Annotated in this window: 19 protein-coding genes; 12 read left to right on the top strand and 7 right to left on the bottom strand. The window is 44.0% G+C overall.

Annotated elements, in window-relative coordinates:
• Window positions 1–200: 200 nt before the first annotated feature.
• On the top strand, window positions 201–1,913 hold the full coding sequence (locus VN447_RS13955; RefSeq protein ID WP_325525953.1) for a HAMP domain-containing methyl-accepting chemotaxis protein: 1,713 nt from the start codon (window positions 201–203) through the stop codon (window positions 1,911–1,913).
• 122 nt (window positions 1,914–2,035) lie between these two features.
• On the opposite strand, the gene VN447_RS13950 is transcribed toward VN447_RS13955, so the two are convergent.
• From VN447_RS13950 to VN447_RS13935, 4 genes are read right to left on the bottom strand one after another with little or no spacing between them, the layout of a single operon-like run.
• A complete protein-coding gene (locus tag VN447_RS13950) occupies window positions 2,036–2,686 on the bottom strand; it encodes an amino acid ABC transporter permease (protein ID WP_325525952.1) in 651 nt (216 codons plus the stop codon).
• Window positions 2,683–3,354 (bottom strand): amino acid ABC transporter permease, encoded by a 672-nt coding sequence (locus VN447_RS13945; protein WP_325525951.1) that lies wholly within the window; start codon window positions 3,352–3,354, stop codon window positions 2,683–2,685. Before VN447_RS13945 ends, VN447_RS13950 begins: the two co-directional genes overlap by 4 nt.
• On the bottom strand, window positions 3,354–4,178 hold the full coding sequence (locus VN447_RS13940; RefSeq protein ID WP_325525950.1) for a transporter substrate-binding domain-containing protein: 825 nt from the start codon (window positions 4,176–4,178) through the stop codon (window positions 3,354–3,356). Before VN447_RS13940 ends, VN447_RS13945 begins: the two co-directional genes overlap by 1 nt.
• A gap of 35 nt (window positions 4,179–4,213) precedes the next feature.
• Window positions 4,214–4,939: an amino acid ABC transporter ATP-binding protein gene (locus tag VN447_RS13935; RefSeq protein ID WP_325525949.1), complete on the bottom strand. Its 726-nt coding sequence runs from the start codon at window positions 4,937–4,939 to the stop codon at window positions 4,214–4,216.
• 440 nt (window positions 4,940–5,379) lie between these two features.
• Here VN447_RS13935 and VN447_RS13930 point away from each other — a divergent pair, with 440 nt between their 5' ends.
• The 5 genes from VN447_RS13930 (at window position 5,380) to VN447_RS13910 (ending at window position 11,648) form a co-directional block, all read left to right on the top strand.
• On the top strand, window positions 5,380–7,071 hold the full coding sequence (locus tag VN447_RS13930) for a methyl-accepting chemotaxis protein (RefSeq protein ID WP_325525948.1): 1,692 nt from the start codon (window positions 5,380–5,382) through the stop codon (window positions 7,069–7,071).
• 22 nt (window positions 7,072–7,093) lie between these two features.
• Window positions 7,094–7,396, top strand: a complete 303-nt coding sequence (locus tag VN447_RS13925; protein ID WP_325525947.1) for an STAS domain-containing protein — start codon at window positions 7,094–7,096, stop codon at window positions 7,394–7,396.
• 125 nt (window positions 7,397–7,521) lie between these two features.
• Window positions 7,522–10,128 carry a PAS domain S-box protein gene (locus tag VN447_RS13920; protein ID WP_325525946.1) on the top strand — a complete coding sequence of 869 codons (2,607 nt, stop codon included), beginning with the start codon at window positions 7,522–7,524 and terminating at the stop codon, window positions 10,126–10,128.
• Between the two features lie 192 nt (window positions 10,129–10,320).
• A complete protein-coding gene (locus tag VN447_RS13915) occupies window positions 10,321–11,043 on the top strand; it encodes a polysaccharide deacetylase family protein (RefSeq protein ID WP_325525945.1) in 723 nt (240 codons plus the stop codon).
• A gap of 290 nt (window positions 11,044–11,333) precedes the next feature.
• Window positions 11,334–11,648: a zinc-ribbon domain containing protein gene (locus VN447_RS13910; RefSeq protein WP_325525944.1), complete on the top strand. Its 315-nt coding sequence runs from the start codon at window positions 11,334–11,336 to the stop codon at window positions 11,646–11,648.
• A 136-nt stretch (window positions 11,649–11,784) separates the two neighbouring features.
• Here the strand turns inward: VN447_RS13910 and VN447_RS13905 are convergent, their stop codons facing one another.
• From VN447_RS13905 to VN447_RS13895, 3 genes are all read right to left on the bottom strand, one after another.
• Window positions 11,785–12,750 carry an alpha/beta hydrolase gene (locus VN447_RS13905; protein WP_325525943.1) on the bottom strand — a complete coding sequence of 322 codons (966 nt, stop codon included), beginning with the start codon at window positions 12,748–12,750 and terminating at the stop codon, window positions 11,785–11,787.
• Between the two features lie 178 nt (window positions 12,751–12,928).
• Complete coding sequence (locus tag VN447_RS13900; protein ID WP_325525942.1) at window positions 12,929–13,438, bottom strand: hypothetical protein; 510 nt, start codon at window positions 13,436–13,438, stop codon at window positions 12,929–12,931.
• 34 nt (window positions 13,439–13,472) lie between these two features.
• Window positions 13,473–13,895, bottom strand: coding sequence for a PaaI family thioesterase (locus VN447_RS13895; RefSeq protein ID WP_325525941.1), 423 nt, complete (start codon window positions 13,893–13,895; stop codon window positions 13,473–13,475).
• Window positions 13,896–14,046: 151 nt separating this feature from the next.
• On the opposite strand from VN447_RS13895, the gene VN447_RS13890 reads away from it, so the two are divergent.
• The 6 genes from VN447_RS13890 (at window position 14,047) to VN447_RS13865 (ending at window position 20,917) form a co-directional block, all read left to right on the top strand.
• Window positions 14,047–14,811 (top strand): N-acetylmuramoyl-L-alanine amidase, encoded by a 765-nt coding sequence (locus tag VN447_RS13890; protein WP_325525940.1) that lies wholly within the window; start codon window positions 14,047–14,049, stop codon window positions 14,809–14,811.
• Window positions 14,812–14,994: 183 nt separating this feature from the next.
• Window positions 14,995–16,263 carry an MFS transporter gene (locus VN447_RS13885; protein WP_325525939.1) on the top strand — a complete coding sequence of 423 codons (1,269 nt, stop codon included), beginning with the start codon at window positions 14,995–14,997 and terminating at the stop codon, window positions 16,261–16,263.
• 143 nt (window positions 16,264–16,406) lie between these two features.
• Entirely contained in the window at window positions 16,407–16,904 is a 498-nt protein-coding gene (gene msrA, locus VN447_RS13880) for a peptide-methionine (S)-S-oxide reductase MsrA (RefSeq protein WP_325525938.1), read from the top strand.
• Window positions 16,905–17,172: 268 nt separating this feature from the next.
• The gene (locus VN447_RS13875) at window positions 17,173–19,152 is read left to right on the top strand and encodes a sigma-54-dependent Fis family transcriptional regulator (protein ID WP_325525937.1); all 1,980 of its coding nucleotides are present in this window, start codon (window positions 17,173–17,175) and stop codon (window positions 19,150–19,152) included.
• A 383-nt stretch (window positions 19,153–19,535) separates the two neighbouring features.
• The gene (locus VN447_RS13870) at window positions 19,536–19,907 is read left to right on the top strand and encodes a Lin0512 family protein (RefSeq protein ID WP_325525936.1); all 372 of its coding nucleotides are present in this window, start codon (window positions 19,536–19,538) and stop codon (window positions 19,905–19,907) included.
• A gap of 47 nt (window positions 19,908–19,954) precedes the next feature.
• Window positions 19,955–20,917: a thiamine pyrophosphate-dependent dehydrogenase E1 component subunit alpha gene (locus VN447_RS13865; RefSeq protein WP_325525935.1), complete on the top strand. Its 963-nt coding sequence runs from the start codon at window positions 19,955–19,957 to the stop codon at window positions 20,915–20,917.
• Window positions 20,918–20,926: the final 9 nt, after the last annotated feature.

Below are 20,926 nucleotides of genomic sequence, written 5' to 3'. Positions count from 1 at the left end.
CCATATTTAGTAAAGTATGCAAGTGAAAAAAAAGACAATTTATTTTCAAAGTTTACTATGTAGTAAACTTTGAAAAAGTTGTTAACAAAAGCAATATATGCTTCGATATTAAATATATGTGGCTGCGATCTGCGATAGGATTGAGAAAAGAGGCAGCGAAAGGTTTACCGCTTAGAGAAAAATAAAAGGGGAGAAGACGAATGGACTTATTTAGGAATATGAGCATCGGAAAAAAAATTGTAACTCTTATGCTCATAATGGTAATTGGGATGATGGGTATCGGTTGCCTAGGCTACTACTATCAGAAGAAAGCCAATATGGACATATCTGGTATATATGCAGACAACTTATTGCCTGTTAAGTGGCTCAACCAGATACGGGTGAATTCAGCAAATGCCGAAAAATTGCTGGTATACATGGTTTTTACCAATGAACAGTCAAAACGCCAAGAATATATTAAACAGATCAGTGAGATTGTTGCTACAAACAATAAGCTTATGACCGAGTATGAAAGAGTTAAACTGCAACCTTTTGAAGTAGAAAATCTGGCTAATTTAAAAAAAGCACAAGCTGAATGGCGCGAGGCCCGCAGCCAGTATATTAAACTGATTGAAGCAGGTCAAATTGAGGAAGCCAAGTCATATCTGTTGGTTAATGGATACAAACAAGCCGAATATCAGCGAATAGTTGATGCACTGGCAGAATTTAATGCCCAAGAAGCCGACAGGGTGAATACGCAAAACGATATCGATTTCGCTTTTGCGACAAAGGTTAGTATTGGGGCAACATTAGCTATTATTATTGCTGCTATTATCCTTGGCATGATTATTATCAGACTGATTACGCAACCTCTTGGCAGAATGGTTTCAAGTATTGCCAAGGATGCTACAGGTCAAATATCAATCCAACAAATAGATGTTCAGTCGAAGGACGAACTCGGTTATCTTGCCGATTCGCTCAACACCCTCATAAATCAATTACGCTCTTTTGTTGTAACAGCAGCTGATGCTTCCGAGCGGGTGGCTGCATCTTCGGAAGAGTTGACGGCAAGCGCTCAGGAGTCAGCTGAAGTATCGCAGCAAGTTGCTGCATCCATCTCTGATGTAGCCGGTGCCGCCGGGCAGCAACTGCGCGCTGTAAATGAAACGGTGGCTATTGTGGAACAAATCTCGGCAGCGATAGAGGAGACTGCTGCTACTGCTGGTAGTGTAGCAGCAGCGGCAGCGCAGACAATCGATGCGGTGAAGGCTGGAAAACAGGCTGTCGATATTGCTGTCAATCAAATGGATCGAGTGGGAAAAGGCTCGGCTGAAGTTCAAAATTCAGTAGAAAAACTGGCCGAAAGTGCTGGTCAGATTACTCAGATCGTTGATGTTATAAGCGGTATCGCCGCTCAAACCAATCTCTTGGCCTTAAATGCCGCTATAGAGGCGGCCCGCGCCGGTGATGCCGGCCGGGGGTTTGCAGTAGTTGCTGAGGAAGTGCGCAAATTAGCCGAACAATCACAGACGGCAGCCAAAGAAATAGCTGCCCTTATCGGACAAAATAGCATAAGTATTGATGGCGCCGTCACAACAATGCGGACAGGTGCCGAAGATATCAAGGCTGGTGTGAGTGTTGTGTATGATGCAGGGCAAGCTTTTGAATCTATTGCCAACCAAATTAACTCCATGGTTAATCAAGTGCGGGAAATTTCTGCCGCCACCCAAGAAGTCGCCGCAGGCAGCCAGCGAATTGTCGATTCTGTCAAAAACATCGAAGCAGCATCAAAGCATTCAGTTGCTCAGACCGAGACCGTCTCGGCAGCTACCGAAGAACAATCAGCAACGATGGAGGAAATTTCCGCAGCAAGCAATATGCTGGCTAAGATGGCGGAAGAATTGCAAAATGCCGTTAAAGCTTTTAAAATGTAAATAGTTTTAAGATCTTTCTACAAAATGTTTAGGCTTCACCTCTGTTGTGGGTGAAGCCTAAAACCATTTTTTGCAGTGTCAGTAACAGGGTTCATCGTTATCGTTAGAAGCAAAAAAATTGTCTAATAACTTCTGGCAGCAAGCCGTCTTTGCTGGTAGCGGGCGATGAACGAAAGAGAATAGTTCACTATAAAATATAGCCCGGCAATTGCAGCGAATATCGAAAATACTTGCGCTGTCGAACCATATTTACCCATAATAATCATGCCTTTGCCTGTCAAATCCTCGACACCGACTGCCCAAACAAAGGAAGTGTCTTTAATGACAGTCGTGAATTGAGATAACAGGGGCGGAATCATGTTACGGAAGGCTTGCGGCAGGACAATGTGAATGAGTGTTTGCCAATAGTTAAAACCCTGGGAGCGGGCGGCTTCCCACTGACCCTTGTGGACCGAATTCAGTCCGCCCCGGATGATTTCAGCCATAACAGCCGAAGTGAAGATTGTCATGGCAAGAATTCCTGAGTTGACAGGCTGCAGATTGGTGGAAAATCTGGCAGCGAGAATGAAGAGCAGTAGCGGCGTGTTGCGGATTGAGTCGATATAGACTGTGGCAAGTCTGCTATATAGTGGATGGCCGGAGAATTGGGCTACCCCTAATACTGTACCAAAGACTAAGCTAAGGATAATAGACACGATCGCTATTTTCAAGGTAACATAGAGCCCATCCATAAGGAATAAAGCAATTTCAGGTTTAAGAAGGTCTTGGATCATAATGAGACCTCCAGTTTCTTTTCCATTCGCCGGGCCAGATTGGCTAGCGGATAGCAAAGACAGAGATAGAGAAGCCCTGTAATGACATAGGCCGGTCCATAATACAGGTTGCTGCTGGACCAGGAGTCAGCATGATACATAAGATCTCCACCTGCAACCATGGCTAACACTGAGGTGTTTTTTATCAGGCTTACAGACTGATTGGTTATCGGGGGGAGTACAATCCTTTTGGCCTGAGGCAAGACGATATAACGCATAGCCTGCCAATAATTAAACCCCTGCGAATAGGCGGATTCCAATTGACCACGTGGGACTGCCTGAAGCCCTGCCCTGATTGCTTCTGCTACATAAGCACCGTGATACACACCAAGTCCCAGCACTCCAATTGAAAATACCGGGAGCATAATACCTAGATGCGGCAGGCCATGGTATAAAAAGATGACCTGGATGACTAAAGGGGTATTCTGGATAAATTCGACATAAATCCGGTTAATAACGCGGAACAATCGCCCGGGGGCGGTGCCAAGGATGCCGAACAGAATGCCAAGGGTTAATGCCAACGTCAAACCTAAGGCTGCTACCATAAGTGTTGTAATAAAACCTTCGGCAAAGACTGTCCAATCCTGGAATAACGCCAGCCACTTAAACCCGGCGAAAGGGCCTGGCACTATTTAAGTCCCCATTTCGCAAGCAGTTTATCAATTTCACCGGATTTTTTCATGTCGTTTAATGTATCGTTTACTAACTTAGCCAGAGCTGTATTGGTTTTCTTGGTGGCTGCTCCATACTCTTGGGGGCTAAAACGTTCAGCAAGGATGGTAGTAGAATCGTCTAAATAACCAAAGAGGATAGCGGCGTCAACACTAAAGCAGTCCACGCGGCCGGAATCCAAGGCAGCTTTTACTTCAGCATAGGTGCCAAATTCCAGGAAGCTAACCTTAACGCCTTGCTTATCAGCCGCTTCCTGTATTGCTTTACGGCTGGTAGAACTCTGGGCAACACCGATCTTTTTACCGGCGAGGTCTTTTAACCCTTGGGCGCCAGATGCCTTTTTAACCATTAAAGCGACACCGTCAGTATAATAGGGATCAGAGAAGTTGTAGCTGTTCTTACGCTCTTCGGTAATGGTAAAGGTGGCAAGTACAACGTCGACATCGCCATTATCAAGCAGTGGACCCCTGGTCTTAGCAACAGTACCTATCAACTCAATCTTGTTTTCGTCACCAACGATTTTTTTAGCTAACGCTTTAACCAGATCAATTTCGAAGCCCTCAACGTTGCCTGTTTTAGGATCTTTATAGCCAAACTTAGGCACGTCTACTTTTACGCCGGCCTTGAATACGCCACGGTCTTTGATGGCTTTAATATCAGCGGGGACTTCTTCCTTGGATGCAGCCGGTTGTGTTGACGAACCGCCGCAGCCAGCCAGGAATAGGCTGAAAGCCAGCAACATAACAAAAGAAATGAATACAGATTTTTTCATAAGCTTCATAATAAAATCGCCTCCGTATTTTTTTATGTTAAATGTTAATGCAAAATGCGGCTCAAGAACAGTTTTGTACGATCATGATCGGGATTAACAAAAAAATGTTCCGGCGTTCCTTGTTCCATAATTCGTCCTTCATCCATAAAAATGACTCTATCGGCAACCCTGCGGGCGAATCCCATCTCATGAGTGACTACAACCATGGTGATGCCCTCGTTTGCCAAGTCAACCATAACGTCAAGAACCTCTTTAATCATTTCCGGGTCTAGAGCAGAAGTGGGTTCATCAAACAACATTATTTTAGGGTGCATGTTCAGGGCTCGCGCGATAGCGACCCGCTGCTGCTGACCGCCTGACAATTGAGACGGATAAGCAGAGGCCTTTTCTTTGAGGCCTACCCGTTCAAGGAAGGCCAAGCCTGTTTCTACAGCTTCTTCTTTCTTGACTCCTTTTAAAAGAATGGGAGCAAGAGTTAGGTTTTCCAGTACCGTTTTGTGGGGATAGAGATTAAATTGCTGGAAAACCATAGCGGCTGACTGTCGTATTTGATTTACAGATGAGTTAGGTGCGGTGATATCTACCCCGTCAACGATTACGCTGCCGCTATTGGGGCGCTCTAATAGGTTCATACACCTGATCATTGTGCTTTTACCAGAGCCGCTAGGCCCGATAACGACAAGCTTCTCACCGGTTTTGACAGTTAAATCAATGTCTTTTAGTACGTGGTTGTTTCCGAAAGACTTATTTACCTTAGCTAAGGTAATCAAGTAGCATTCCTCCTCCCTTGTAAAAATTGGTAGAAAAAAGGCGCTCAATCCAGATATGGATTGAGCGCCTTTGCTCAGCCTAGTCGTGATATGCTGCTGATATTTCATAATTATATATTCATATCACCCGGAAATCAAGCTGTATTATATAAAAAGTGTAATATTTTAAGCGAAATAGAGGAAATGTGTCCAATTGGCGAAAACTATTTTATCGTAAGCAAGAAACAAGATTTAGTAAACAGGATAATAAAAATGAACAAGATTTTATAAAAAATCTATATGTAGATGATATAATAGATGGTATAATTTCCTAGTACAAGGATGAGTTTAGCTCCATATATAGGTATTGTAAGCGGTGTAGATTTCATATATTTCCGGTCAAACTATTTGAATATTAGGGGGGGGAACACTGATTTCTAGGCGTGTGAAATCAGGACTGAATGAAATTAACATTAACAAAAAAAATGATAGGGTATTTTTTATTAGTCATTTTAGTAGCGACAGCAGGGTTTACCTATACTATTTATTTGAGCAGTGAGTCTGAAGATAAAATCAATGCTCTAGGTAACTATGATATTCCCCATTTGGAGATAATTAACGAGATTGCATTTAATGCAATGGCAAAGACTGCAAATGTCCGGGCTTACTTTATATATGGAGACGAACGTTATCTCAATGAATACAAACACGCAGCTGAATTAAATGCTAAACTTGAGGAGGAAATGATTGGGCGGGCCCGTACCGAAGCAACACGGCATTTAATAACCGAAATTAAAGTGCTTGATGACAAATATTCTGAAGTTGCCGATAAAAAGGTTATTGCATCAATCAAGAGGGGGAATAAAGAGGAGGCAATGCGTGCCCTTGTTAATGAATTAGCACCTTTAGCCGGTGAACTTCTTGCAAAGATCGATGAAGCCAAAAAATCCCGGAAATCAAGTATTGGTCAAGCAGTAGCCGGGACAGTAACAAATGCTCAACAAGCCAAGTCAGCGGCCATCATAGCAGCAACCTTAGCCACAATTGTTGGAATTGCTGTTGCTATATTTGCTGCTCGCCGGATTACAAGGCCGATAAAAGAACTACAGGGCTTGATGGCTGAGGCCAGTAAAGGAAATTTGTTAGTAACAGCGGCTGTAACGACACGGGATGAGATCGGACAGTTGTGTGAATCATTCAATACGATGATTGCGTCAGAGCTCGAGATTGTCAGAGCGGTGAGAAACAGCGCGGTTGAGTTGGCTGCGGCGTCGCAACAGATGGCCGCGTCCGCCAATGAAGTTTCAACAGCGTCAGCAAATATTTCTGAAGAAATTCAGGATGTGGCGCGTTCAATGGTAGAGGCTTCAGATTCAAGTACCGATACTGCCCAGATCTTAGTCCAATTATCCTCACTTATCCAAATCGCCAAGGATAAGGCAACATCGGCCACTAATAATTCACACATTACGGTTGAGACGGCCAGGGGCGGTAAGGCAGTTGTCACCGAAGTAAAGCAAAGTATGGACACAATTTACACCAAGACGATAGAAGCGGAAAAGATAATTACTCTTCTGAACAAATATTCACAGCAAATAGGCATGATTAATGAAACTATTACCGGTATCGCAAAGCAAACTAATCTCTTAGCGCTAAATGCCGCGATCGAGGCTGCCCGGGCCGGGGAAGCTGGTAAAGGGTTTGCTGTTGTTGCTGACGAGGTCAGAAAATTGGCGGAACAATCCAATACCGAGGCAGGGAGTATTACACAGCTTATTAATAAGATTATTGAGAACACAGACAGTGCAGTGGTTGCTATGAAGCACAGTTTGGCCGAGGTGGAAATAGGTGTGCAAGCTGTTAATAAGGCGGATATGTCACTTGAGAGCATATTGGCGGCTGTCGCGGAAACAGTCAGTGACATCAGCGGAATTGTCAGAGTAACTGAAGATGAAATTGCTTCATCTGACAAGATTGTGCAGCTTATCGAGGTTGTGGCGGAAGACATTGAACGAACAGAACGGGATGCCCAACAGGTTTCAGCGTCTACTGAAGAAACTACTGCAACAATTGAAACAATAGCAGCAAGCTCCGAGCAGACAAGCGCGATGGCGCAAAATCTGCAAAACCTAATTAGTAAATTTCAAGTATAAAGCAGAGGAAGGATGCAGAAAAATGAAACATTCGCTTAACGTTAGCGGTAATTATGCCACTGTATCGTTAGACGGGAAGATATACGCTCATGATGCAGGAATAATTCGGGATGAGCTTTTGGAAGCAATAGAGCAGGGTGTCAAAGATATTCGTTTTGATCTCTCTAAACTTAATTACATAGATAGCTCGGGGCTAGGGGTATTAGTAACAGTTCATAAACGTACCATAGAGAAAAACGGCAGGCTTGTGCTCACCGGTGTTCAGGGGATGGCTGCCGAAATATTAAAGCGAACCAGGCTTGATAAGGTTTTACATATCGAATAGAGTTGAATTTATATAACGGTTAAAATAAATAAGCGAAAGTAATAAGGCTCTAGGCTGATGATTAATTTCAGTCTAGAGCCAAACTTATTAAATCTTGTACAGTTGATTTAGGGAGAGGTAGTGCCGTGACGAGTAAAAGATTAGAGCAAGTACAATTAATATTTGATACGATGCCTAGTATGGCCTGGATGAAAGATTGGGACGGGACATATCTTGTAATAAACAAGCGCTTTGAAAAATTCGGTATCAGGAAAGGGTTTAAAATTATCGGAAAAACCGATTTTGATATTTTCCCTAATGACATTGCGCTTCAATTCCGGAAAGGCGAAGAGGCAGTAATACAATCCCGGAAATCACAGTTTACAGATCAACTCTACGAAAGCCAAACAGGTAATGTATGGTACGAGACGTATATTGCGCCGGTTGTAGAGGATAATGGCACGGTTAGTGGAACTATCGGTTTCGCACGGAGAATCTCAAGACGAAAACAGCTTGAGCTAGAACTAAACAGGCAAAAAGAATTTTTAAAAACTATGATTGACACCATACCGGATTTTATATTTTATAAAGATGTTAACAGTAGCTTGCTAGGATGTAACAAAGCATGCTTGGAAAGGCTTTACGGAGTAACGGAGGAGGCAGCTGTCGGCAAAACCATTTCGGATATTGTAAAAAATCATGACTTTGCGAAAGATTGCCTGGAACACGATCGGGAAGTGCTAGCAAACGGGACCATGGTGAAAAATGAAGAAAAGATGGCGTTAGTTGATGGTACTATACTTGAGTTTGAAACAATTAAGAGCCCTTTTTTCGATGATGATGGCAAAGTAGCAGGGCTTATAGGCATCTCCAGAGATATTACCGCCAGGAAAAGGCTTGAACGACAGCTAAAGGAAAGTCAGGAAAGATATGCTGCCATTGTAAATAACGCGCCGGAAATTGTCATTATCCATCGCGATGGTATTATTAGGTTTATCAATGATGTCGGAATAAAGACCATAGGATATACTCGAGATATCATTGTTGGCAGCCATATAAATTGTTTTCTTACTAAAACATCGATAGCGTGTGTTGCTGAAGCCATGAAAAAAACATCCAAGGGAGAAGCAGTTGCTGCCTATGATATTGAATTTAGGGATAAATTCGGAGATATTAGGAACGGGCTTGTGAAAGCCGCAAGAATAACATTGGGGGGTGAACAGGCCAATTTAATGGTTTTAATTGATGTGACCGAAAAGAAAAAAGTAGAGGCAAAGCTGCGGGAAAGCGAGGAAAGATTCAGGCAGGTTGTCGAAAACATCAATGAGGTTCTAATGATTAGGGATGAAGAAAAATTTCTCTATGTTAGTCCGGCGTACGAAAAATTAACTGGTCACTCTATACAGAGCTGTTTAGACAATCCCATGGCGATGACTGAGATCGCTCATCCGGATGATCGTGAAAAAGTGCGGGCCAATTTGATCCAAGACGGTCAGCATATGGATGAATCCAGCAATGAGGAGTTTAGGTTTTTTCGGTCAGACGGTGATATACGATGGGCATGGCTGCGGTCGTATCCTATTCTTGCCGGGGTAGGAAGCGGAAAGCAGAAGGCGATTACTATTGCTGATATAACTGATCGCAAACGCATAGAAGAACAACTTCGCCAGCGAGATGAACAAACCCAGCGTGAACTTAATTTGGCGGCTCGGGTGCAACAGGATGCTCTACCGCAGCCATTTAACGGGACAAAAGTTCGCGTCAGCCCAATTTTTCTGCCCTACCATACTGTCAGTGGCGACCTTATTAACTATCAGTGGTTTGAAGAGCAACAAAAACTGCGGGGCTATATTGTTGATGTGAGCGGACACGGTATGGCTACGGCACTGCAAACAGCCACGGTTAAAATGCTGCTGGATCAGAGGCTGCTTGGCGGCAGGGCGATTAATGAGGAGGACTTCCAGCATATCAACCGGAGTATGGTACAGTATTTATACGAAGAATCTTTTGCCGGTTTAATATACTTTGAATTTGACTTTAGTTCTTTCATGCTTAAAGTTATTACAGGCGGTATACATTTTTTCCTGGGAGCAAAACCGGATGGGTGTGAATTAATATCTGTATTTAGTGGCTACCTGGGGATGTTTGATAAGGCTGAGGTCCAAACAATGACAACGCCCTTTAAACCGGGAGAAATATATTGCATGATGAGCGATGGCGTATCAGATCTGATCGAAACACATGGCATAAGCAGGCAGACAGGGTTTATCCGGTATAAAGAATGGTTGGAAAAACTAGCCCAAAGCCCAGAGCGGAGTGACGATTTCTCTGTTGTTTGTATCGAAATTCTTGAGAAAAGTACGGGGATAAGCATACGCGATATCCAAAAACAGGACGAGGTTGAAAAGGCTCAAGAAATGATTGCTGAATTTCTTGAGCACAACGCGCCAACTTGTGCTGGTCTGCTGGAGGTAGCCGTTAATGAAGCCGTCAACAATGGCCTATGTGCCGGTGGACGGGTTGATGTCAAAATGAGACGGGCAGGTGGTAGAATTATCGTAAGGATCAAGGACACCGGTCCTGGTTTTAGCCCTGGAAAGATAAACACTCAATTAAAAAATGACTTAGATAATGAGTTTGACCAGTTAGGGCTGGCAGAAAGAGGCCGAGGGATGATGATGATGAAAATGTTTTGTGATCAACTGATCTATAATGCTAAGGGAAACGAAGTTCTGCTGATGAAGAGGATTTAAATAGCTACGTACTTCATCCTTCCCAACACGGAGCGGTGTAAAATCGTCATTAGCCGCGCGCTGCAGATATATCTTATTGATTCTTGCATATATTTAGCCATGAAGTGAAATCCGCTAGGATAAAACTGGCCGAATCGATTGCTGTAAGTATTAATAATGATTAAGTGCGGCTAACTGAAAGGGGAGCTCCTTGTGAAAAGACGTTATTTGATGGTTTGCACGATAGCCCTTACTGTAGCTTTAGCCAGTGTGTCTGAGAAGCATTTATCAGACGACGCTCAGACAATCTCTAAGGTTCCTACTACTCATAAAGTAGTGGCATTGACTATCGATGACGGACCTAATTATAAGGCAACACCGGAGATTTTAGCAGTTCTAAGAGAAAAGCACGTTAGAGCAACCTTTTTCGTTCTTGGACAGAATGTCGAGCGCTTTCCAGATTTTCTGGCTCAAGAAGTGGCTGATGGTCACGAGATTGGCGCTCATACTTACAGCCACCTGTCATTACCTAAATTGAGCCCCCAAGAAATATCAGAGGAATTTGACAAGGCAGAGAAGGCAATTTTAGCGATAGCGCCTAAGCCTACATTATTCCGGCCGCCTGGAGGTTTTTACAATACCCAGGTAATTGAGATAGCCCGCCAGCGAGGCTATACTGTAGTTCTATGGTCAATTGACCCGAAAGATTGGAGTTGCCCACCTACGGATAGAGTTGTTGAAAAAGTGTTAACAGATATTAAACCTGGCAGCATCATCTTGCTGCATGATGGTCAGTACCCGTTACCTACACCAAAAGCACTAGGGATTATCATTGATCGTCTTCGCGAACGAGGCTATGAGTTTGTCACTGTAAGCGAGCTATTTCAGTACAATGAAGTTCGGCATTCGTTCAGTTTGGTCAACGGGAGTTTCTGATAAGCCGTTCATAAATGCTGTAATACGGCTGCCACTATGGCAGAAAGGCTGGTTGCTGGTCAATCTAGCTGGAAGTATGGGCAGCAAGGAAGGAATTTAATCAAAAAAATGCAAAAATAACAAAAAAAAACCAGTTTAGCCCTTTACTTTTATTTTGAATAGAAGTATAATGAAATAGCCCAGTTGAAGGCCCAGTTAATTGATCATTAGTCCTTCTCATTAAGAGAAGCCCAGTGAGTAATTTACGAAAAGCTATCCGGGTACAATCTTAATTTAGGAGGAATTTTATAATGAATCAAGACAAAAACTTAACCTGCCGTGACTGTGGTGCTGGATTCGTATTCACAGCATCTGAGCAAGATTTCTTTGCAGAGAAAGGTTTCACCAACGAACCAGGCCGTTGCCCTGAGTGCAGAGCAGCTCGTAAACAACAAAACAATAACCGCGGTGGTTTCGGCGGCCGCAGCAATAACTTCCAACAACGTGAAATGCACAATGTAACCTGTGCAGCTTGTGGCGTACAAACCCAAGTTCCGTTCCGTCCAAGCAGCGATCGTCCTGTTTACTGCAGAGATTGCTTCACTCAAAACAACAACAGATACTAGAATTTTCAACTCCCCTGCGTTCAGCAGGGGAGTTTTCTGTTTAAGGCAGCTTTCTAGAGACAAAGAGTTGCAGAATAGCTTGTCCCGGCCATGCCGGCGGCATTTTGTAAATTAGCATTTGTCAGGTTAATGATAACTAACGGTCTATCGAGTTTAAGAAGTTTGTAACTATGTCTTGATAGTCATATTTTCGATCCAAAACAGCGCGGCCATGTTTAATACCAGGAAATGTGTGTAGCTCCCGGTAACCTCTTGTGGCTTGGTATAAATCAAGGCTCATTTCTACAGGTACAACTGCGTCCGCTTCACCATGAAGATATAAAATGGGAGTAGTGACATTATTCACTGCGGTAATAGGAGATATCTCTTCGTAGGAGAAGTCAGACTGAATATAAGCAACGAGGCTGGCGTATTTCAAAAGTATATTTATCCACAGCGGGTGATGTGACTTGGTGTGTTTAGCGAGCTGTTGGGCTAGCAACTTTGATAGTTCACTATAGGCACTATCAGCAATATAGAATTTCACACGCTTTGAGGATTCATTCAGAGCTGCATGCATTAACGCTGTTGCCGCACCCATTGACACACCATGTACTCCGATGATGCCGTCAGGGTGTTTTTTTTCGAGCCAGTCGACCCATTTGTCAAGATCATACTGCTCATAATAGCCCCATGTTACGCAAGAACCGCCGCTTACGCCGTGGCCGCGAGAATCATAAATTAGCAGGTTGTACCCTCTGTTAAGGTACATCTCCAGACAGTGTATCCCCATGGCTTGAGTGGCCGCTATCCCATGGACAAAGATGATAGTTTTGTTCGAGGGTTTTGAATTTGGTATAAAGGTACCTTCAAGAACATAGCCAAAACGCGAATTTAGGCTGACAGTTTGCCAGCCTTTAGTTTGTAGTCCTTGTTTTAGTCGGGCTTGTACATTGGTATAATGTATGAAATCAACCCTTGTGTTCAATACACTGAGCTCATTGTGGAGTATTAAGCCAAGAAAAAGAAGTATAATATTTAAAATGACCAGGATCAATACTGAAAGAACTATGAAGGTGTTGTAATAAACTTTGCGCTTGTGTGCTTGTAGGGCAGTGTCCATCCGCAGTAACCTCCGATACTGTAAAAGTATTTCACAAATCGGCGGCGAATATGTTGTCATTATCCAGGCGGAAAGTTATACTTCTAACAGGATGAAAAAAACACCGTAAATCAAAAGAGCCCTACATTCCTTGTGGATTGTAGGGCTCTAATCGATTGGCAACTGCTCATTTTTCATGCTAGGACTTATAGCAATAAAGATCAATAATATCCTGGGAAACAACCAGTTTTATTCCCGGGGCCAGTGTCGGGAGGAGTTTTGCAGGTTGAGAATACCCCATAATTTGGCCAATTGTATTAAATATTGTATTGCTATTCTTTTTGTACAGATGCTGCCATAAATTTGGATAATGCAGGTTTAATGCATTGATGGCAAAAATCGAATTTAATGCTGCTTGCCAACGCTCGCGAATTTCCGATTCGGGTCCGGCGGTGCACACTACAGTTGGTTGATCTGGCTGCAATGACCAGATAATGGTGGGATCATGAACAACTCGCAGAAAATGCGAAGAATTGCCGATTGCTTTGGTCGTGCCTGCTTTTGGGTCAAAGGCCAGACCGTGAATTTGGTCGACAACTTGTCCAGATGGGTCAGTAAGGGCCCAAAAATTGTGACTAAATGGCGTATATGGAATTTTGAAGGCCCGTGCTTGAATACTCCACAAGCCTGCGATATTTCGGTTATGCATACGCCCACCCTTGTTTGTTTACTACATGATATTCTTACAAAAACGTTCCTGTTACGAAAAAAGTGCCTCTGGCTTTAACGATCAGGTTATGTGTGCCGTCAAAAATATCTGCCTCTGCAACCATCGTCTGGCTGCCATTGTGTATTAGGGTACCAACAGCGATGATGGCTTCTTGACATTCGGCGCTGCGGATATAATTTAGATTCATATCTAGTGTAACTACTTTTTTACCAGTAGTTACACAGGCCATTCCCATGGCGGTATCTGCCAGAGAGGCCAACGCGCCGCCGTGGGCCATATTGTAAAAGTTAGTATGTTTGCCATCGATCACCGGCATCGACAATTTTGCCATACCTGCTTCCAGTTCTACTATTTCCATTTGAAGCAAGGTTACAAAAGGGTTGTGCGAATAAAGTGTAGTTACGTGGTCTTTTAGCAGCGAAAGTTGCTCTGTCATATTCTGCCTCCTATAAATTAGTGATATTATTTTACCACAATCTTGCACGCTCCATATAGAAAACGGAAAATATTACGCTTTGCCCTGTAGCGCTAGGATAAAGTATACTAAGTATTGTCTTATAAACTTAGTAATTGGCAAGGATGAGAGTATGAAAAGAGCAATATCGATCCCCACCACATTGGCGACTGTATTACTGCTTATTTTATTGTTAGTGGCGTCACCAGTGAACGCGGCAGCTAATGATGCGCGAACTCAGATTACTGGTACTTGGTGGTCTTTGGAAAGTAGGCAACCGTCTACATACCCCGCAAATAAACAAATATATCAGTCCCGGAACACTTCACTTCAAAGCAAACTTATTGTGGTTGATCCTGGCCACGGCGGCAGTGATACCGGGGCGATTGGTCCTAATCATGTTATGGAAAAAAATATTACACTGGCGATTGCCCAAGAACTGCGTAATTTGCTTACAGCCGATGGCGCAACCGTAATTATGACCCGGGCAGCCGATCAGGATGTGGCTTACTCCGGAGCGTCTGATAAGGAGGAATTGGCAGCCCGGATCGGTATTGCCAATCAAGCTAAAGCGGACTTGTTTATCAGCATCCATGCCGATGCTTTTGACGGGTCTGCCGGTGGTACGACAACCTACTTTTATGATGCAACGGAAAGCGACGATGAACTTGCCCGTGTAGTGCAGAACAATATGGTTGCAAAATTGCAGCTATATGACCGTGGTGTCCAGCAAAATGACTATCTTGTTCTCGAGATGGCCAACATGCCCGCTGTCTTGGTTGAGGCAGCGTTCATCTCTAACCCCAAAGAAGCGAAGCTACTCGCCAACCGTAGTTTTGATAAAAAAGTGGCAGCAGGTTTATATAACGGTATTAGTCAATACTTTTTAACACAATAAACTATACCTCCATGAAGAGTGTGGGAACTGGAACACTGGGCGATCTGTGAAAGGGTCGCCTTTGTATTTGCAAGAAGGAAGTGATTGGATTCCAGGCTTTAAATCTGGATTTTGGTGTTGCTATGGCGAAAGGTAGGATATTTTCTTCCTGCCGCGAATAGTACCATTCAGGAGGGAATTCATATGTTGAAGAATATGATAAAGGCTCTCTACAACCGGAACTACCGGATTTTTTTTGCCGGACAGGGACTGTCAATTATTGGAACATGGATCCAGAATATTGCCTTAAGCTGGTTGATTTATCGCCTGACTGATTCAGCTTTCATGCTGGGATTAGTGGCTTTTATAGGGCAGATCCCAAACTTTGTTCTGGTGCCCTTTGCCGGAGTATGGATTGACCGGTGGAGCAAACGCAGTGTCCTTGTTGTCACTCAGCTGCTCAGTCTTGTTCAAGCTTCCCTGTTAGCCTGGCTTACCCTCGGAAACAGGCTGGAGATTGAGCATATCTTGCTCTTAAGTCTATTGCTTGGTTGTGTTACTGCTTTTGACGTACCGGCCCGCAATGCTATCTCTGTAGAGATGATGGATACCCAGGACGAACGCCAGAATGCCATTGCTTTAAATTCGGTTACATACAATATGGCACGACTGCTTGGTCCCTCGGCAGCAGGCATCCTTATCCCTATTATCGGCGAAGGCTATTGTTTTCTGCTGAATGTCGCCAGCTATTTTATTTCGGTTATATCACTCGCTGCCTTACGGCTGAAGGTAAGTAATGACGAAAAGCAGCATGATAATATGCTTCAGCATTTTCAAGCAGGCTATGCATATACCTTTAAACAACTGCCACTGCGAAATATCCTGGTACTTCTCGGTATTATCAGCCTGACCGCTATGCAGTATACGGTACTGCTGCCGGTTTTCGTATCCCAAAAATTAGGAGCGAGCGCGGGAACTATGGGGTTCTTAATGGCGGTTGCCGGCTGTGGTTCACTCGTTGCGGCTATCGGAGTTACCGCCCGGTCTGAATTTCAGGGGCTGGAAAAGCTATTAGTGGTGGCAGCGGCAACCATTGGCTTCGGATTGATTAGTTTTATGCTACCCGGCAGCCTCTGGTTTTCTAGTGTGCTGATGTTTATTCTCGGTGTAGGTTTTTTAATTCTGGTAGTCGGCAGTAATACCTTGCTGCAATGTATGGTAAATGATTCAATGCGTGGCAGGGTAATGAGTTTTTATACTATGACTCTGATGGGGGTGGGGCCGATCGGCAGCCTGCTTGCCGGTTTTCTGGCAAGCCAGATTGGTGTAATCTATACCCTGGCGATAGGGGGTGTGTGCTCTTTAGCAGGTGCGGCTTACTTTGCAAGGCATCTGGCAGTGTTCCGTCTTCAGGCCTGCCCTATTTACGTCCAGTCAGGCAGTCTATCCTCACGTGATGAATGTCGTTTTTAAAATGATATATTGCTGGATTTGCACAAAGCAGCGATGATTAAAATAGTGGCAGCTGGTAAAGTATATATTGCTGGGTAGTAACAATTCTTTAGGTTTTGAAGTAGCTAGGGATTCATAATTTCATATGTGAGGGGGATTGACTAATGAAGAAACTATGGCTTGCAGGAGGCTGCTTCTGGGGAGTAGAGGCATACTTTCAACAACTCAAAGGCGTTTTGGGCACAAGGGTAGGGTATGGGCAGGGCAATACGGACAAACCCACTTATGAGCAGGTATGTTCGGGGAGAACTGGACATACTGAGATATGCGAAATAGTTTACGATGAAGATCTGTTGCCAACCAGGAAGGTGCTGGAGAACTTTTTCCGGATCATCGACCCAACCAGTCTTAACCGTCAGGGCCCGGACCGGGGAACACAGTATAGATCTGGTGTGTATTATAATGATGAAACAGAAAAGCAAGTCATAGTTGAATTTATTCAGACAATGCAGTCTCAATATGAGGCCCCAATTGTTGTAGAAGTCGGGCAGTTAAAGAACTTTTACCCTGCAGAAGACTATCATCAGGATTACTTGCGGAAGACGCCTGGAGGGTACTGCCATATAGACCTTGGCTTAGCCAAGCCTGAGGAGCGTAAATAAGAATACCATTTCTAATAGAATTTATGGCGCGCAATATTATGTGTAAGCACCTGTTCCTCGCAGAACAGGTGCTTAAGTTTTTTTATATGGCCTATTAATAGTGTTAGGGATAGGTTAATACTTTAATTCAAGTGCTGCTATTGCAGGAATTTAGTGATGGTCTTAGAATTCTACAACAATAGTATTCGGTTTATGTATGGATTCAGTGTGAAAAGGATTTGGAGAAAAGCAGGAAATTGCTTTTTGCACAGATAGGTGGTTGTTGTAAATGTTTAGAGACAAACCGGCAGACATGCCTAGTAAAGATTTGGTTTGGAAAAAGTTTATTAATAATGGAAAAATAGAAAGCCAGATCATCTTGCCGGAGATTGCAGACTCGTGGGTAAGATGCTCCCAGGTAGGTCTTAATCCCGATGATGGCAGAGCTCAAAACGTTCTGGAACACGCAGATGTCTGTAGATTATTGGAAAAGAATCAGGAGATTATTAATATAGCAAAGCCGTTTATGGCTAATATTTACGAGTTTTTTCGCAACTCAGGATTTATTGTAGTGTTGGCTGATGTGAACGGTTATGTAATGGAATGCTTTGGCGATAGAGATTCTTTAACAAGCGCGAAGAAGTTGCACTTTGTACGGGGAGCAAGCTGGCGGGAGTGTGACGTAGGAACAAATGCAATTGCAATTGGGTTAGCTACCGGTAAACCGGTACAAGTTTCTGGTGCAGAGCACTACTGTGCAAAGCATCACTGGTGGACTTGTTCTGCTGCACCTATTTATGGGGCTGATGGTCAAATTGTAGCCTTTCTCGATTTATCAGGACCGGCTCAAGCAGCCTACTCTCATACATTGGGTATGGTTGCGGCTGCAGCAAACGCAATTAGCATGCAAATCGGCATTCAGCAAAAGAATTACGAACTGTCTCTGATGAATAAGCACCTATCGAGTATATTTAACACAATGTCAGATGGTGTAATTTTATTTGATCGATTAGGCTTAGTAAAAGAGTACAACCCAATTGCAAAAAAACTACTGGGACAGAGCGGAGATATGCTCTGTGGAGCTTCGGTGCAGACAATTTTCAAAGGCAATAATCAATTGATACAAAAGTTGCTAAACGGCAAAGAGACACACTCTGAGATAGAGTTTCAGACTGTCTTTGATTCAGGGCCAAACCGGTGCGTCATCTCGGGTGAGTCCATAGTTGATAAACAAGGCTGCATCAATGGCGGGGTTATTATCTTGCGGCCTGCTGAAAAAGTACATAGCTTAATCAACAGGTTAAGCGGTCATTATACGACTTTTCAATTCAAGAGCATCCTAGGAAACAGTATTGCGATTTTAGAGGCTGTGCGTCAAGCGTCCGCGGCTGCCGTTACCGCATCTAATGTCATTTTGCAGGGGGAAAGCGGTACTGGAAAAGAGATGTTTGCCCAGGCAATCCACAACAAGAGCGCAAGGTGTAGCGGTCCTTTTATTGCGTTAAACTGCGGCGCCATCCCCAGAGAATTGGTAGGAAGCGAATTGTTTGGCTACGAAGACGGCGCATTTACCGGGGCAAAGCGTGGTGGTAGGCCTGGCAATTTTGAATTAGCTTCAGGTGGTACATTGTTTCTTGATGAAATTGGTGATATGCCTTTAGAACAGCAGGTTGCTCTACTCAGGGTACTGCAAGAAAAGAAAGTTGCCCGTATTGGCAGTAATAAAGTTATCCCTGTTGATGTGCGAATCATCTGTGCCACTAATAAAGATTTAAACAAGCTTGTTGAAAACGGGACTTTCCGGCAAGATTTATACTACCGTCTGAATGTATTTAAGATTGAAATTCCGCCTTTACGGCAGCGTCGCGATGACATCGAATTACTGTTTCGTAGTTTTGTTAATCAGATCGCGAGTGAGCAGGGACATGAGTATACGATCAATGCAAGTGTAGTGGATCTGATAAACCGGTATAATTGGCCAGGGAATGTTCGAGAACTTCACAATGTAGCCGAAAGAGCCTGCAATATGGCAGAAAACGGTGTTATTTCAATTCTATGTTTGCCGCCTGAGCTTTGCTGTTCCCGCAATACCGGAAACCCGGCAATAGCAGGCAATAAGGAGATAAAGCGGGGAATACTTGAACAGGAGATCGAGGAAATTAGAGCCTTACTTGAGTCAGAACGTGGGAATATAAGCAGGGTGGCAGGTATACTTGGTATTGCCCGCAGTACGCTCTATCGCAAAATACGGAAACACTCAATTAACTAATGCTACACCATTGTTGCAAAGTGTAGCGTGTAGTACGTGAACGCTACAGCGTGCTACAATCAACGCTACAGTAACAGATATATCAGTACTGTTAGCGGAAAACAAATAGATATTTCAGAATAGTGATAATAAAAGGAACTGAAGCTCCTGAACGGGAGATAATCAGTTCCTTTTTTATTGTTGGCATAAGATTTGCAATTATAGTAGGTTGCATGGTCATTCTTGCAGCTACAGTATAAAGAAGACTTAGCTTCAGGTGGGGTTTTAACCCCATCTGAAGGTTAGTCGCCCTTATCCAGGGACTTAGCCGCTCTTAACTCCCATTGGGAGTCTTAGAGCGGGTTAGTCATCGGATAAAACTTTTTTGAAACGGAGGTGATAGGGTGAAACGCAAGCGATTTATTGTCGAGATAGGTATGGGCGCTGATTTGCATGGAGGAGATGTCACTAAAGCCGCTCAGCGGGCAGTAAAAGACGCAATGTCAAGAAGTTGTCTCTGTGGTTTATTTGATATTGCTAAAATCAGTGATCCAAACCAGATGCATGTTGAAGTGAGGATCGGTTGTCCGCAACCGGAAAAAGTCAAACGCGATGAGGTAAAAGGGATAGTACCATTTGGCTCTGTAACTGTGGAAACTGTATTAGGGGGGATTGATGTAAAAGGCCTACACCTGCCGGCATTAGGAGAAGGGGATACCATTGTTGTTGCTGTAGCAGCACTTACTGTATATGTTGAAATGCCTCAAACTGTTTAGGTTTAGTACCATGTACTATCAAAGAATAGAAAAACGGGGGGAGAATTATGGAACTTACGAAGGAGAAATTGCTGGGGTTTTATGAAACCATGCTCACAATCAGAGCGTTTGAGAGCAAAGCGGTAGAGTTGTTTGCCGACAATCAACTGCCGGGGTTCGTGCATTTGTATCTTGGTGAAGAGGCAGTCGCCACCGGTGTCTGTGGCAGTTTAACAGATAAAGACTATATTACCAGTACGCACCGTGGCCATGGGCACTTGCTCGCCAAAGGCGGCAAGGTTGACCTGATGATGGCTGAATTGTTTGGCAAGGCAACCGGCTATTGCAAAGGCAAAGGCGGTTCCATGCATATCGCTGACGTTGAACTGGGAATTTTGGGAGCTAACGGCATTGTTGGCGCCGGACAACCGATTTCGGCCGGTGCGGCGTTTGCCTGCCAGTACAAGAAAACCGACGCTGTGGCCGTATGCTTCTTCGGCGATGCTGCATCCAACCGCGGTACTTTCCATGAAGCCTTGAATATGGCTTCCATATGGAAGCTGCCGCTGGTCTTTATTTGTGAAAATAATATGTACGGTATTTCCAATTGTCAGCGGGATCATATGCGGCTTACTGATGTCTCAGATCGGGCCGGCGCTTATGGCATACCGGGCGTGACGGTGGACGGCAATGATGTGATTGCTGTTTACGAAGCGGCCGCTGAGGCTATTGCACGGGCAAGAAAAGGGGATGGTCCCAGCCTGATTGAATGCAAGACCTGGAGATGGCGCGGCCACTTTGAGGGCGACCCCGGCGCGTACAAAGACCCGGCAGAGCAAGAAGCCTGGATACAGAAAGATCCCATTCCCCGGTTTGAACAAAAACTGGTGGAACTTAAATATGCTACCATTGCTGAATTAGAGGAAATCAAGGCCAAAGTGGACGCTCAAATTGCTGCGGCTATTAAATTCTCTCAAGACAGTCCGTATCCTAACCCGGAAGACGCTTTAACCGACGTATACGCAGAATAATCTAATTTA

This window comes from Sporomusa sp. (assembly GCF_035561155.1).
GTDB lineage: Bacteria > Bacillota > Negativicutes > Sporomusales > Sporomusaceae > Sporomusa.
The sequence above is the reverse complement of the archived record's forward strand: the minus strand, read 5'-3'. Positions and strand labels throughout refer to the sequence as shown.

Coding starts and splice junctions, on each gene's coding strand:
- VN447_RS13875 (WP_325525937.1), top strand. CDS start 17,173: ATGTTTAGAGACAAACCGGCAGACATGCCTAGTAAAGATTTGGTTTGG.
- msrA (WP_325525938.1), top strand. CDS start 16,407: ATGAAGAAACTATGGCTTGCAGGAGGCTGCTTCTGGGGAGTAGAGGCA.
- VN447_RS13885 (WP_325525939.1), top strand. CDS start 14,995: ATGTTGAAGAATATGATAAAGGCTCTCTACAACCGGAACTACCGGATT.
- VN447_RS13955 (WP_325525953.1), top strand. CDS start 201: ATGGACTTATTTAGGAATATGAGCATCGGAAAAAAAATTGTAACTCTT.
- VN447_RS13890 (WP_325525940.1), top strand. CDS start 14,047: ATGAAAAGAGCAATATCGATCCCCACCACATTGGCGACTGTATTACTG.
- VN447_RS13895 (WP_325525941.1), bottom strand. CDS start 13,895: ATGACAGAGCAACTTTCGCTGCTAAAAGACCACGTAACTACACTTTAT.
- VN447_RS13950 (WP_325525952.1), bottom strand. CDS start 2,686: ATGATCCAAGACCTTCTTAAACCTGAAATTGCTTTATTCCTTATGGAT.
- VN447_RS13910 (WP_325525944.1), top strand. CDS start 11,334: ATGAATCAAGACAAAAACTTAACCTGCCGTGACTGTGGTGCTGGATTC.
- VN447_RS13865 (WP_325525935.1), top strand. CDS start 19,955: ATGGAACTTACGAAGGAGAAATTGCTGGGGTTTTATGAAACCATGCTC.
- VN447_RS13905 (WP_325525943.1), bottom strand. CDS start 12,750: ATGGACACTGCCCTACAAGCACACAAGCGCAAAGTTTATTACAACACC.
- VN447_RS13900 (WP_325525942.1), bottom strand. CDS start 13,438: ATGCATAACCGAAATATCGCAGGCTTGTGGAGTATTCAAGCACGGGCC.
- VN447_RS13940 (WP_325525950.1), bottom strand. CDS start 4,178: ATGAAGCTTATGAAAAAATCTGTATTCATTTCTTTTGTTATGTTGCTG.
- VN447_RS13925 (WP_325525947.1), top strand. CDS start 7,094: ATGAAACATTCGCTTAACGTTAGCGGTAATTATGCCACTGTATCGTTA.
- VN447_RS13930 (WP_325525948.1), top strand. CDS start 5,380: ATGAAATTAACATTAACAAAAAAAATGATAGGGTATTTTTTATTAGTC.